Source organism: Nakamurella sp. GG22, assembly GCF_052976845.2.
Map to the genome: position 1 here is coordinate 35,306 of NZ_JBRIIO020000037.1, position 12,787 is coordinate 48,092.

The following is a 12,787-nucleotide window of genomic DNA, read 5'->3' on the forward strand; positions in this document are numbered from 1 at the left end:
GACCGAAAGGGCCGACTCCCACCGCGGGAGCCGGCCCTTTCGGCGTTCCAGGGCTTGCCACCGCCGTCGACCGGGTCTATACCTCGCGCAGGAGGCCGACATGCCGACACAGGAGACCGCGCCGCCCGGGATTCCCGGGCAATCGACGACGACAACGGGGTACGCCTTCAGTACCGAGGGTCGCCTCGCGTCGCCCGATGAGGGGATATCCGTCGAGGAGTTGCAACTGGCCGCCCGCAACCACGCGATGCCCCTGGAGGCGCTGCGGTACGACGTCACGCCGATCGGACTGCACTACCTGTTGACCCACTACGACATCCCCGATGTCGACCCGGCGAATTGGCAGCTGACCATCGGCGGCCACGTCGAGCGGGAGATCACGCTGGACGCCGGCACGTTGCGCGCCGGGGCCAGGCAGACGCGGCGGGTCACGATGGAATGTGCCGGAAACGGGCGGGCGCTGCTTTCACCCCGGCCGGTCAGCCAGCCCTGGCTGACCGAGGCCGTCGGCACCGCTGAGTGGACCGGGGTCGCGGTCAGCGACCTGCTCGCCGAGGCCCGGCCGCTGCCCGGTGCGGTCGACGTCGCCTTCACCGGCGCCGACCACGGCATCGAACGGGGTGTCGAGCAGGACTATGCCCGCGGGCTGTCGATGAGCGACGCCACCGATCCGTCCGTCATCGTCGCCGACGAGATGAACGGCCAACCGCTCCCGCCGCAGCACGGCGCGCCCGCCCGGCTGATCGTCCCGGGCTGGTACGGGATGGCGCACGTCAAGTGGCTGCGCCGGATCACCGTGCTGGACAGACGTTTCGACGGCTTCCAGAACGTCACCGCCTACCGGATCAGGCAGGACACCGAACCCGGCGAACCGGTGATGAGGATCGTCCCGCGGGCCCTGATGGCACCACCGGGCCACCCGGACTTCATGAGCCGGATCCGGCTCGTCGACCCCGGTCCGGTGCTGCTGACGGGCAGGGCGTGGTCGGGCCGGTCGCCGCTGCGGGGTGTGCAGGTCAGCACCGACGGTGGAGCCCATTGGCACGAGGCGGCCCTGGGACCGTCGGCGGGACGCTGGGCCTGGCGCCCGTGGAGCCTGCACTGGGATGCCCGCGATCCGGGGCCGGCCGAACTGCTGTGCCGGGCGACGGACGAGAGCGGGACAACGCAGCCGGTCGACCAGCCGTGGAACCGGCAGGGAGTGGCCAACAACATGGTGCAGCGCGTCCGGGTGGTCGTCCGCGGCTGACCCGGGGTGCGAGGGGTCAGCCGAGCAGTGCGATGCCGACTGATGTTGCTGCGAAGAGCGTTCCGCCGGTCAACAGGACCATGATCATCGAGCGGCCGCGGAGCGCGACGAAGGCCGCCACCAGCACGGCGGCCGCGGTCGGCAGGACCGTCGCGAGCTCGATTCCGGCCTGACCCGACGGATCCGACGATCCGTGACCGATCACGCCGGCGAGCAACAGTGCCGCGATCCCGCCCATCCCGGCGTGCCGGAGGCCCTGCTGGGTCCGCTCGCCCAGCCGCAGCCGCTCGCCGAGCAGCAGCGGGGTGAGCCTGAACGCGTAACTGCCGGCGCCGACGAGCAGCACGACGACCCACACGGTCATGACCGCGCCGACCGGGACATCGTTGACCCGGACACCGCCGACCGGGACCGCGCCGACCGGGACATCCCTGACCGAGACGTCCCTGACCGAGACGTCCCTGACCGAGACATCGCCACCAGACTGCCGGCCAGCGCGGCAGCGGCCATCGCCGCGAGGATCCCGGTCCCCGGCGGCCAGGAGCGGCCGACCAGCGCGACCCCCGTCGCGGCGCCGACGGCGGCGAACCCACCAGGGACGCGCACGTGCGGCGCGACAATGGCCGTCAGGCACAGCGTGACGGCGATCGAGAGATGCTGCGCCAGGTGATCGAAGGAGCCGAGCAGGGCGCCGGCAGTGACCGCGACCGTCCAGCCGACCGTCAGGCAGATCGACGCGCCGGCATAGTGCGCGCGCCGCTCGGCGAGCCCACCCGGTTCGGCGGCCCGCCGCTCCGCGAGCATCCAGGTCGGGTCGATGACGGCCGCCGCGGCGAGCATCTTGGCCACCGGGCGCGCGGTCCCCCAGAGTGGCGCGAGCGCCGTACCGAACACGAGCAGCCGCAGGTTGATCAGCAGTGCCGCCCCGACAGCGGCGGCCGCGCCGGACCCGGTGTGGATCAGTTCCACCACGGTGAGGTGCGCGCTCCCGCCGTAGAGCAGCCCGGTGCCGGCCCAGGCGGCGAGCGGGTCGATGCACCGGCCGACCGCGGCGCCCAACAGCAACCCGAACGGCAGGTAGCCCACGGTGATGGGCGCCATTGCCGCGGCCCCGCGCAGCATTTCGCGGCGGGCCAGGTTCGATGCGGGGGCATCGGACTGTGCCGTCCCGTCGTCGGTGGTGATGTTCATGACGGCATCGTTCCCGGGCGGCCTTCCGCGGACCTTCCGTCGGCGGGCGGTGTGGCGGGCACTCGGGAAGACCTCCGGAAGGAACGCCCAGCGAAGGACCCCGCGGGGAATGAGCCGGCCCGGACCGAGACGTCCGCCGGATCAACCCTGGACGACACCCGGTGCGGACGGCGAGCGGCGGCACCGGCGGGCGTCGAGCGGCTGCCCGGACGCCTCGAACAGGTCGGCGGCCGCCGTCCGCAGCCGGTCGGCCGCCTCCGTCGCACCCTCCGCTGCGGCCAGGTGTGCCTGGACCTCCAGCAGCGATGCCTGCCAGGCCGTGCCTTCCCAGTTCACCGCCGACTTCTCCGCCGCCCGGAGGTGTCGGCGGGCGTCGTCGAGATCACCGACGTCCGCGCAGGCCCGAGCCGCCGGAACCGACAACATGACCGAACACAGCGGGCAGTAGTCGCTCATCCCGAGGGTCGCCTCCGCCCGGGCGACCATCTCGCGGGCCGCGACCGGGTCCGGGGCGGCGGCGATCATGGTTCCGTAGATCCGCTGAATCAGGTGCGAAGGGACGCTGGAGAAGCGGGCGAGCGGGAGCGAGCGGACCAGCAGCCGGTTGGCCTGTGCCCGGTCCCCGCGCTCGAGCGCCACCTCGGCCAGTCGTTGCAGGCTGAGCGCCTCGCCGGCCGCCGAGCCGATGTCGCGGTGCAGGTCGGCCGCCTCCAGCAGCTCGCTTTCGGCCAGACCCAGATCGCCCATCAGCAAGGCGGTTTCGCCGCGCAACGCGGTCGCGAAGGCCACCGCACGGAGTACGCCGGATCGCTCGGCGGTGTCCCGAAGAGCGGCCGCGAGTTCGAGGACCTCCTCGTAGGGGGTCGGTCCGTAGAGCAGGTACTCGGCGACGCACAGATGCGAGTCGAAGATCCGGCTGGCCAGCGCCGGCCGGTCGACGCCGACGCGCAGTTCCGCCCGCAGCCGGTGGAACCATTCACCCCGGGTGTGCGCGACGAGACCCTGTAACGCCATCAGGTCGAACATCTGCCATTCCAGCGGGACGCCGAGGGTGACCCGCTGCCTGGCCTCGGTCGCCGCAGCATCGGCGGCTGCCATGTCGCCCCGGAAGAAGGCGAGGTGGCCCCTGGCCAACAGCAGGATCGCGTCGTCCGCCGACCCGTCGGGTGTCAGGCCGTCCAGCGCGATCGTGGCGGTCTCAAGATCACCGGCGAAGATCGCCGCGCGGGCCAGTTTGGCGCGCAGCCGGGCACCGGCGGTGGGGTCGTCGACGGCCGCCAGAGCCTCCCGATAGGCATCGACCGTTCCAGCGTCGGCGCACGCCATCAGCAGATCGGCGCGCATCGTCAGCAACATTGCCAACTCGGCGCCCTGCACCTGGCCCCGCACGGAAGCCAGGATGTCCAGCGCCTCCTTGTAAGCACCGAGCGCTGCGGAGGTCTCCGCGGCCCGCAACATCCACGGCGCCGCAGCGCCCCGATCACCGGCCTCCACCAGGTGGTGGCCGATGCGCGCCGCCGACCGGTCGAGGCCGATGAGCGCGTCGGCGGCCCGCCGGTGCAGCGCGCGTCGCCGGGGGCCGGCGAGCCGTTCGAGGACGGCATCGCGCAGCAACGAGTGCTCGAACGCATAGCCGGTTTCCGTCCGGACCACCACGTGATGGACGCGGGCGGCGTCGAGCACCGCGTACGCCTCGTCGTCGGACAACCCGGCCACCGACAGGAACTCGTCCGTGTCGAAGGAGTTGCCGAGCACAGCGGCCGCCGCCAGGGCGGTGACCTGCTCCGCCGAGAGCGCCCTCAGCGACAGTGATCTCGACGGCAGCGCCGTCGGGTCCTCCCCGGACCTCAACAACTCGACGACGGCGAACGGCACCCCGCCGGACGCCACCCGGACCGCGTCGGTGAAGCCCGCGTCCGAAGTGGGCGACAGCCGTTGTACGAGTAACGCGACATCGTCCGGCGCCAACGGTCCGAGATCGAGCGCGTCCGCACTGGCCCTGCCCAGCAGGCTCCGCCGGACGTCGGCCAGCGCCGCGGACGGTTCCGGACGGTGCGCGACGACGATCAGGACGCGCTCGGAAACGGTGCTCCGCGCCAGATAGTGCAGAAGCCGCAGACTGGCGTCGTCGGCGAGATGCGCGTCGTCGATGACAAGGACCGCACCGGCGCCCGCCGCCGCGAGTCGCAGTAGTTCGGCGACCGCGACGAAGAGCCGCTGATGGCCGCCCTGCGCCGTCCAGCCGACGTCCTTCCCGGACAGGCCCATCTCGATCTGGCCGCGAAGTGCGTCGTCCAGACCGTCGAGCAGGGTGGGATGCCGACGGCTCAGATCGGCGATCGCCTCGAGCACGGGTGCATACGGCCAGGCTCCCTCGATCTGCGCGGCCACCCCGCTGCCGACCCGCAGACCGAGCGCGGCCGCCGTCCGTTCCGACCAGTCCAGCAGTGCGGTCTTGCCGATTCCGGCCGAACCGCTGATGAACAGGATCCGACCGGACCCGGCGGTGACCGCCGACAGCAGTCGGCGGATTCGCAGCAGTTCACCGTCGCGACCGACCGGGGGAAGGGCATCCCGCGCGAAATCGTCGACCTGGCCGGCGGTGGTCCCCATCGGCAGGACGGTGGTGCTGACCGACGGGGCGGTGGTGCTGTTCGACGGGGCGGTGGTGCTGTTCGACGGGGCGGTGGTCCTGACGGGTGGGGCGGTGATGCTGACCGGCGGGGCAGCGGTCCCGACCGGCAGCGCTGCCCCCGCGGCGGTCTCCCTGCCGGCAACGGCACCCGCCGAATTCGACTCGGCCGCCACCAACTGCGCCCGCAGCCTGACGGCCGCCCTGCTCGGAGCGACGCCTAGTTCGCTGCGCAGCGCCCGTTCCAGCCGCTCGTACTGGCGCAGGGCGCCGCGGTGGTCACCGCGCCGGGCCAGCGCGGTGATGATCCGCAGGTGCGCCTCCTCGTCGGCGGGTTCCGCGCGGGTCAGCGCCTCCCACCTTCCGGCCACCCGCAGCACGGCGAGATGACAGGACCGCAGGCTCTCCCGGGTGTCCCCGGTCCAGTCCTCGTACAGGTCCTGCGGGAGGAGGTCGCCCGGGTAGAGATCGGCGGCCCGGCCCGCAGCCGCCGCATCCTGCGCGGCGATCGCCGCATCGGCCGCGGCCCGGAACGCCACGGCGTCGACGACGATCTCCCGGTCGGGGAACAGCGACACCACATCGCCGGCCAGCACGACCGAACGGGTCTCCCCCAGCGCGCGCCGGGCGTAGTGCGCGGCCTTGTGCAGGCGCGGCGCCGCATCGTCGACGGGCACCTCGGGCCAGAGCCGGTCCATCACCTGCTCGCGGTGCAGGCGGCGCCCGGGAGCCAGAGCCAGCACCTTGACCAGCGCTGCGGCACTGCGCCGGGCCCAATGCGACTGGTCGACCGGAACACCGTCCACCGCCACGGCAAAGGTGCCGAGCATCGTGATGGCCACCTTCATCGCCGGGCCACCTCCCGATCCTCGATGTTAGGGGCTTGCCCGGGTCCCGGCAGGAGTTGTTGTGCAGACCCCCTGCGGGGATGCCGCGTCACGCCGGCGCGTCGAGACCGGCGAGGGCTTCCACCTCTTCGGTCATCGCCGACGCGAGCCCGCGGAGCAACCCCCGAATCTCGCTGAGATCCCAGTCGTACGAGGCGATCTCCTCGGTGACTGCCATCATCGGCCGGGACAGCCGGTCCCGCTCGGCCTGGTACGCGGCGAGCGCATCCGGCCGTTCGTCACCTGTGGACGACGCGACGGCCCGGGCGAGCAGTTCGGCGTCGCGCAGCGCCGCGGTCATGCCGTGGGTGCTCATCGGATCGAGCCAATGTCCGGCGTCACCCACCAGGGCCCAGCCGCCGCCGGCGGCCGTCCGTAGGTAATTCGCGGGAAGCCCGTGGACATGCCGGACCGGGCCGAACCGTCCCGCCGAGCGCATCCGGCTCCGCAGGCCCGCCGCCTGCGCGAGCCGGGAGAACGCGGCGCCGGGCCCGGTCGCTCGGACCAGAGGCGCCAGCCGGGCGGGGCGGCCGCCGATGAAGACACACGTCAGGCCGTCGTTGGTCGGGATCGCTCCGGCCGTCAGCCCCGGTCGGTAGAACCACTCATAGCCGTCGGTCGGGAAGTCGGCCCAATACCCGTAGAGAAAGGAACTGGCGTGCGATCCGGCCGACTCGATCCCCGAGCCGGCCCGCTCAGCCACCGTCGACGCCCGACCGTCGGCGCCGACCACCAGTTCGGCCTCTTCGACATGCGAACGTCCCGAACGCTTGTCGGCCAGGACGACACCGCGGACCGCGGCGTCGTCGGAGCGGTGCAGGTCGGCAACCGTCACACCGAAGCGAAACGTCACACCGGCCCGAGCGGCAGCATCGACGAGGAGGGTGTCGATGACCGTGCGGCGCGGCGCGAACAGCGCGTCCACCCCGCCGGACGGCCGGATCGAGACGGCGTAGGACTCGTCGCCGTAGTGGAAGACGGTGCGCCGCACCGCCGGGGTCCCGGCGGCCTCCAGAGCGGGCAGCAGCCCCCAGCGTTCCAACTGGGTGACCCCGCCGCGCATCAACGCATGCGTCGACAGCGTGTCGCTGCCGTACCGCGACCGGTCCACACACAGCACCCGCAACCCCGCGCGGGCCAGCAGCAGCGCGGTCGCGGCGCCGGCAACCCTCGCGCCCACCACCACGACGTCGAACCGGGGACTCATGACGCCCACCGATGCGGCTCGCGAACGCCATCGGAATCCACTGCCCCCCAAAGAACCCAGTTGCTCGGACAGATCATCGTCAACCCCTTCGACGGACCGGACGGATCGGCTCACGGCCGACGTGCGGGCACCGGCGACCAGCACATGCCGGGAAGGTAGGCGGTCGACCTTCCCCCGACCTTCCCGATCGCAGCAGGGGGCCGACGGGTGTGGGCGAACACGGAAGGTCCGCGGAAGAGGGGGTTCCTACCTTTTTGCCCATGACCGAACATCGAGAAACCGAACGCACCACCGACGAGCCGGACACCGCAGCCATCGGCACACTGCTCGGCATCTGGGCCCATCCCGACGACGAGGCCTATCTGTCCGCGGGCCTGATGTCGGTGGCCCGGGACGCGGGGCACCGCGTCGTCGTCGCCACCGCGACCCGCGGCGAAGCCGGCACCGACGATCCCGTGACCTGGCCGCCCGAGCGACTCTCCCGCGAGCGGGAGAAGGAGGCAGTCGCCAGTCTCGCCGCCGTCGGTGTCCACGAGCACCGCTGGCTCGGCCACCGCGACGGGACACTGCACCTGGTGCCACCGCCGGACGGCATCCGTCAGGTGGCCGCACTCATCGACGAGGTCCGGCCGGACACCATCGTCACCTTCGGGCCGGACGGGATGACGGGCCACGGCGACCACCGGACGATCTCCGAGTGGGTGACCACCGCCTGGATGGGCGCCGGAAGGCCCGGCCGGCTCTGGTACGCCACCTTCACCCCGCAGTTCCACCTCATCTGGGGAGCGCTGAACACCGAGGTCGGGCTGTGGTTCGAGGGCTCGGATCCGCCGTCCGACCTGCCGTCCGAGCTCTCCTTCACCGTGCGGTGCGACGGCGAGCGGCTCGAACGCAAGTACGCCGCGCTCGCCGCCCACCGCACCCAGACCGCCGGGCTCATCAACCATGTCGGACCCGATCGCTACCGGAACTGGTGGGCCGCCGAGTACTTCGTCGACGCATCCCGGCGCATCGAGCAGCGGCGGGCGGCGTGAGATGAGAATCGGCGACAGCGCGCGGCGGTCCCGGCGCATCGAACGCGCGGACATCGCACTGTTCGCCGCCATGACCGGCGACCACAACCCCGATCCACTTCGACGAACAACTGGCCGCTCGCAGCCGGTTCGGCGGCATCGTCGTCCAGGGCGGCGTCACCACCGGGCTGCTCAACGCGCTGGTAGCGCAGGATCTCCCCGGACCGGGCAGCGTTTTCCTGCACACCGATCTGAACTTTCGCGCCCCTGTGCGGCCGGGTGACCTGATCACCGCGGAAGCGGTGGTCACCGGGGTACGCGACGACAAACCGGTGTGCACCCTGCGGTTGACCATCACCGACCAGCACGACGTCGTCGTGCTCGACGGGACCGCAGTCGTCTGGCGCGATCCGACCGTCGCCGCCGCCGCCGACGCTGCCGCGGCGCCGGCCGGCATCACCGATCTCCCCGATACCGCCCCGGCACGGGCCGTCCCGTCACAGGCCGTTCTATCAACGGCCGTCCCGACCCAGCAGGTCCCAACCCAGGCTGCGCGCAGCCTACGAAAACAGGAGGCATCATGACCATCACCGCAACCCCGGCGGACACCATCGAACGAGCCGACCGGCCTGCCATGCCGTTGGGCGCCATCACGCACGTCGCGCTCACCGTCTCCGACCTCACGGTCAGCGTGCCGTGGTACCGGGCGGTCATCGGCGCAGAACCGGTGCTCGACGAGGACACCGGCCCGTTCCGGCACGTCGTCTTCGCCGTCGGCGGAACACTTCTCGGGCTGCACTCCTTTCTCGAGGGCGTCGACCTGACCGACTTCACGCCGCGGCGGATCGGTCTGGATCACGTGGCATTCGGCTGCGCCGACCGCGCCGAGTTGGCGATGTGGGTACGCCGGCTCGACGAGCTCGGCGTCGCGCACGGCGAGATCCTCGACGCCGGTTACGGTTCGGGACTCGCGTTCCGCGATCCGGACGGGATCCCGCTCGAATTGTTCTGCCCACCCGCCGGCTGACCGGGGGAAACGGTGCCGCCGCACGGGCCGATGGTCCGTGCGGCGGCGCTACCCTGCCTCATGCCAGCCGCCCCGACCCCGGCCATCGCCGCCCTCGTCCGCGCGAAGGCGCCGCACACCCTGCACCCGTACCACCACGACCCCGCGACCACCGCGTTCGGCGATGAGGTGGTCGCGGCCCTGGAATGGGACCCGGAGCGGGTGTTCAAGACCCTGGTGGCGTCGGTCGACGGCTCGCTCGTGGTCGGCATCGTGCCGGTGGCGGCCCATCTCGACCTCAAGGCGCTGGCCGCGGCGGCCGGCGGCAAGAAGGCACAGATGGCGAAGGTCGCCGACGCGGAACGCTCGTCGGGCTACGTTGCGGGCGGCATCTCACCGCTCGGCCAGCGCAAGGCCCTGCCCACGGTGATCGACAGCGGCATCACCGGGTTCGACACGGTCCTGGTCAGCGCCGGGAAGCGGGGCCTGCAGGTCGAGCTGGCCCCTGCCGACCTGATCGCCCTGTGCCGGGCGACGCTCGCCGATATCTCCGCAGAATGACGGCATTGCGGCTGGCAGCGTACGGCTGTTTGGGTGATGATCAACGCGGTGCCGAAAGCGACAAAAGCGAGCACCCCGTCATCACCGCGCACGAGGGGGACTTTGCCGATGAGCCGCCCGCCCGTTGGGCAGGTACAGCAGGCGCCTGGCCGGCCCGCGGGGCCGCAGCAGGGCGACCTGACTCCTGAACTGATCGAGACCGACATCTGGACCGACGAGATGATCGCCAGGGCCGGGATCCCCATCATCGACACGAAGTTCGTGACCGTCGGCGGTGGCATCGGTTCGTTCGTCACCGTGGACTTCCTGCGGATCTACGGAGTCGCCCCTTCCGACATCACCGTGCTCACCCAGCTCGAGACGCCGTGGTCGAGTTACGAGTACCTGACCCGGGTCTCGCAGATTCCGCGGGGTGAACGGCTCCGCTCCGACTCCAAGTCCACCCCGGACAACATCTGGGGCTTCCCCAGTTACGCCGTCCGCGAGGCGTTCGGCGCGAAGTCGGTCGGCGGCTTCGTCAAGCCGCTGTGGAACGTGCTGACCGAGCCGATCCTGTCCGACTACTACACCCCGAGGGCCGGGCAGGCGTTCGAGACGATGGAGCGCGAATACCACCGAATCGGCTACCCGCAGTGCGTTCGCAAGGGGCAGGTCCGGATGGTCCGCCGGCGCCGGGAGGGCGGCTACTTCACCATCCTGACGCCGCCCGCGGGTGCCACCCCGACCAAGCGACTGGCCTACCGGAGTCCCTACGTGCACGTCGCGATCGGGTACCCGGGGCTCAAGCTGCTGCCGGACCTGCAGCGCTATCGCGAGTACTACCGGGACCCGTCCAAGGTCGTCAACGCCTACGAACCGCACGAACACGTCTACCAGCAACTGGCACTCCGGCCGGGCACCGTGGTCATCCGCGGCGGCGGCATCGTCGCATCTCGGGTGCTGCAGAGACTGATCGACGACCGCGACAAGCTCGGCCTGCAGACGCAGATCATCCACGTCTTCCGCACGTACATCACCGGCGCGCACGGCCCCAACATCTTCATGCGCCGCAAGGGCGGCGACGGTTGGGCGTACCAGGGGTTCAACTACCCGAAGTCGGTGTGGGGCGGCCAGCTCAAGGCCAAGATCCGCGGGCTCGAGGGCGAGGAGCGGGCCGAGGCGTACAAGCTGATGGGCGGCACGAACACCCCGGTCCGCAGGCTGTGGCAGTCCCAGCTCACACGCGGCAGGGCCGAGGGCTGGTACCGGACCATCACCGGCGAGGTCACCGAACTGCGTCCCGGGCGCGGGAACCAGGGCGTGGTCACGTATCTCAAGACCAAGGACCAGGGTGCCGTCGAGGTCTACTCAGACTTCGTGATCGACTGCACCGGGCTCGAGGCCGACATCCGCGAGCATCGGGTGCTCGCCGATCTGCTCGACCACAGCGGCGCCGGCCGGAACCCGGTCGGCCGGCTCGACGTGGACCGGAGCTTCGAGGTGATCGGCACCCGAAGCCAGCCCGGCCGGCTGTACGCCTCCGGCAGCGCGACGCTCGGTGGGTACTTCCCCGGCGTCGACACGTTCCTGGGCCTGCAGATCGCCGCCCAGGAGATCTGCGACGATCTGGTCAAGCTCGGCTTCTGCCCGCGGTTCGGCGTCGCTGCATCGGCCAGGCAGTGGTGGCGCTGGGCACGCCACCAGAAGATCTAGGGGGCAGCCGTGGTACCCACCCTGTACGGGCGGATCCAGACCAGGATCGTGCTCCTCGTCGTGGTCGGCGGGATCTGGACGCTGATCATCACGCCGTTCCTGCCGACCGGTGAGTCCCTGAGCCAGTCGTACCGGACGACGTTCCTTGTGCTGCTCACCGTGCTGGTGCTCGGCGTTGCCTGGGAGTTCCTCTACCACGGCCTGCAGCAGTTCCGTTGGGAGAAGGACTGGCCGACCTTCTTCGGCCTGCTCACCATGATCAACGAGGGGTTGCTGGTCTGGTTGCTGATCAGGGGCGGGGCCGTCCCGGGCGTGGGCGACATCCCGCTGAGCGCGTTCCTCATCCAGTTCATCACCACCTGGCTGGTGGTGTGGCTGGTCGCGAACGGGCCGGTGCAGATCTTCTTCTCGCGCTGGCGCTTCCGGGGAGGTCGGTTCTGGTGACGGGAGGCACGGGTCAGGATCCCGCCGGTGACGTGCCGTTCGACCGGATCAGGGCCGACGTGCTGCCCGGCGCACACCTCGTGGCGCGGGTACCGGGGGTGCTGCTGGTGCTCCGGCAGGACGGCACGACCGACCCCGCCGTCTCCGGGGAATTGCTCGCGCTGGTCCGGGACGCGGCCGAACGGAGCGCACCGGCACCGGGACGCGAGCTGGCCCGGCTGCTCACCGAGTTCGTCGTCGGTGTCGGGAAGGCGCCGGATTTCGGCACCGTCGCCGCGACCGAGGACGGCATCGCGGTGTTCCTGCGCGGCGATGTCAGCGTGTCCGAGGTGCCCGACCCGGGCTCCGCACCGGCCGGAACCGGCCAGCCGCTCCAGCTTTCTGGGCGGACGGCGGCATTCGCGGTCGACCGGCTGCTCCCCCTGCCGCGGGGCAGGGTCGTGCTCGCGGCGGGACCGCCGCGGGACAGCCAGGCCGACCCGGTGCTCGTTCCCGGTTGGCCGGGACTTGTCGGCGGGCTCGTGCCGGGTGACGGCGTGGTGCTCACTCCCGTCGCCGGAGCCGTTGCCGCTGCGCCCGTCCCGGCTCCGGTCGGACCTCCGGCGCAGGCCCGGGTGCCCGCACCGGTCGGACCTGCCGGGCAGCCCACCGAGGAACACCCCGCGGCACACCCGGAGCCGGCTGCTGCGCCACAGGCAGAGCCCGCGCTCCGGGCGACGCCACCGCCGGCCGGGCCGGGCGACCCTGTTCCCGCTCCCGCGTTCCCCGTCGGGCCGCCATCATCGGTCGGGCCGCCGTCGTCAGTGGGGTCGCCGTCGTCAGTGGGGCCGCCGTCGTCAGTGGGGCCGCCGTCGTCAGTGGGGTCGGGGCAGCCGGCCGCGCCCCCGCCGGCCGCGCCCCCGCTT

The 12,787-nt window shown here is 71.6% G+C and carries 11 protein-coding genes and 1 pseudogene; 8 read left to right on the forward strand and 4 right to left on the reverse strand.

Annotation, left to right across the window (positions count from 1 at the left end; translation table 11 throughout):
• Window positions 1-100 precede the first annotated feature (100 nt).
• Complete coding sequence (locus ACVBEQ_RS24655; RefSeq protein WP_447156043.1) at window positions 101-1,249, forward strand: sulfite oxidase; 1,149 nt, start codon at window positions 101-103, stop codon at window positions 1,247-1,249.
• A 16-nt stretch (window positions 1,250-1,265) separates the two neighbouring features.
• Here the strand turns inward: ACVBEQ_RS24655 and ACVBEQ_RS24660 are convergent, their stop codons facing one another.
• From ACVBEQ_RS24660 to ACVBEQ_RS24675, 4 genes are all read right to left on the reverse strand, one after another.
• Window positions 1,266-1,613 carry an AzlD domain-containing protein gene (locus ACVBEQ_RS24660; RefSeq protein ID WP_447156044.1) on the reverse strand — a complete coding sequence of 116 codons (348 nt, stop codon included), beginning with the start codon at window positions 1,611-1,613 and terminating at the stop codon, window positions 1,266-1,268.
• Window positions 1,610-2,440, reverse strand: coding sequence for an AzlC family ABC transporter permease (locus ACVBEQ_RS24665; RefSeq protein WP_447156045.1), 831 nt, complete (start codon window positions 2,438-2,440; stop codon window positions 1,610-1,612). Before ACVBEQ_RS24665 ends, ACVBEQ_RS24660 begins: the two co-directional genes overlap by 4 nt.
• Before the next feature lie 141 nt (window positions 2,441-2,581).
• The gene (locus ACVBEQ_RS24670) at window positions 2,582-5,920 is read right to left on the reverse strand and encodes an ATP-binding protein (RefSeq protein WP_447156046.1); all 3,339 of its coding nucleotides are present in this window, start codon (window positions 5,918-5,920) and stop codon (window positions 2,582-2,584) included.
• 88 nt (window positions 5,921-6,008) lie between these two features.
• Window positions 6,009-7,166, reverse strand: coding sequence for an FAD-dependent oxidoreductase (locus ACVBEQ_RS24675; protein ID WP_447156047.1), 1,158 nt, complete (start codon window positions 7,164-7,166; stop codon window positions 6,009-6,011).
• Between the two features lie 260 nt (window positions 7,167-7,426).
• Between ACVBEQ_RS24675 and ACVBEQ_RS24680 the strand changes: the two genes are divergently transcribed.
• The 7 genes and pseudogenes from ACVBEQ_RS24680 to ACVBEQ_RS24710 all read left to right on the forward strand — a co-directional run.
• Window positions 7,427-8,200 (forward strand): PIG-L deacetylase family protein, encoded by a 774-nt coding sequence (locus ACVBEQ_RS24680; protein ID WP_447156048.1) that lies wholly within the window; start codon window positions 7,427-7,429, stop codon window positions 8,198-8,200.
• A 137-nt stretch (window positions 8,201-8,337) separates the two neighbouring features.
• Window positions 8,338-8,763 (forward strand): hotdog family protein, encoded by a 426-nt coding sequence (locus ACVBEQ_RS24685; protein ID WP_447156056.1) that lies wholly within the window; start codon window positions 8,338-8,340, stop codon window positions 8,761-8,763.
• 50 nt (window positions 8,764-8,813) lie between these two features.
• Window positions 8,814-9,206, forward strand: a complete 393-nt coding sequence (locus tag ACVBEQ_RS24690; RefSeq protein ID WP_447156057.1) for a VOC family protein — start codon at window positions 8,814-8,816, stop codon at window positions 9,204-9,206.
• 60 nt (window positions 9,207-9,266) lie between these two features.
• Window positions 9,267-9,746, forward strand: a complete 480-nt coding sequence (gene ybaK, locus ACVBEQ_RS24695; RefSeq protein ID WP_447156049.1) for a Cys-tRNA(Pro) deacylase — start codon at window positions 9,267-9,269, stop codon at window positions 9,744-9,746.
• 108 nt (window positions 9,747-9,854) lie between these two features.
• A complete protein-coding gene (locus ACVBEQ_RS24700) occupies window positions 9,855-11,438 on the forward strand; it encodes an FAD/NAD(P)-binding protein (RefSeq protein WP_447156050.1) in 1,584 nt (527 codons plus the stop codon).
• Between the two features lie 9 nt (window positions 11,439-11,447).
• A complete protein-coding gene (locus tag ACVBEQ_RS24705; protein ID WP_447156051.1) occupies window positions 11,448-11,882 on the forward strand; it encodes a hypothetical protein in 435 nt (144 codons plus the stop codon).
• Window positions 11,879-12,787: pseudogene (locus ACVBEQ_RS24710) on the forward strand (hypothetical protein); the annotation flags it as partial. The gene ACVBEQ_RS24705 and the pseudogene ACVBEQ_RS24710, both read left to right, overlap by 4 nt.

What these genes read in the sequence shown, in the direction of transcription:
- ACVBEQ_RS24655 (WP_447156043.1), top strand. Translation starts at nt 101, where the DNA reads ATGCCGACACAGGAGACCGCGCCGCCCGGGATTCCCGGGCAATCGACG.
- ACVBEQ_RS24660 (WP_447156044.1), bottom strand. Translation starts at nt 1,613, where the DNA reads ATGACCGTGTGGGTCGTCGTGCTGCTCGTCGGCGCCGGCAGTTACGCG.
- ACVBEQ_RS24665 (WP_447156045.1), bottom strand. Translation starts at nt 2,440, where the DNA reads ATGAACATCACCACCGACGACGGGACGGCACAGTCCGATGCCCCCGCA.
- ACVBEQ_RS24670 (WP_447156046.1), bottom strand. Translation starts at nt 5,920, where the DNA reads ATGAAGGTGGCCATCACGATGCTCGGCACCTTTGCCGTGGCGGTGGAC.
- ACVBEQ_RS24675 (WP_447156047.1), bottom strand. Translation starts at nt 7,166, where the DNA reads ATGAGTCCCCGGTTCGACGTCGTGGTGGTGGGCGCGAGGGTTGCCGGC.
- ACVBEQ_RS24680 (WP_447156048.1), top strand. Translation starts at nt 7,427, where the DNA reads ATGACCGAACATCGAGAAACCGAACGCACCACCGACGAGCCGGACACC.
- ACVBEQ_RS24690 (WP_447156057.1), top strand. Translation starts at nt 8,814, where the DNA reads ATGCCGTTGGGCGCCATCACGCACGTCGCGCTCACCGTCTCCGACCTC.
- ybaK (WP_447156049.1), top strand. Translation starts at nt 9,267, where the DNA reads ATGCCAGCCGCCCCGACCCCGGCCATCGCCGCCCTCGTCCGCGCGAAG.
- ACVBEQ_RS24700 (WP_447156050.1), top strand. Translation starts at nt 9,855, where the DNA reads ATGAGCCGCCCGCCCGTTGGGCAGGTACAGCAGGCGCCTGGCCGGCCC.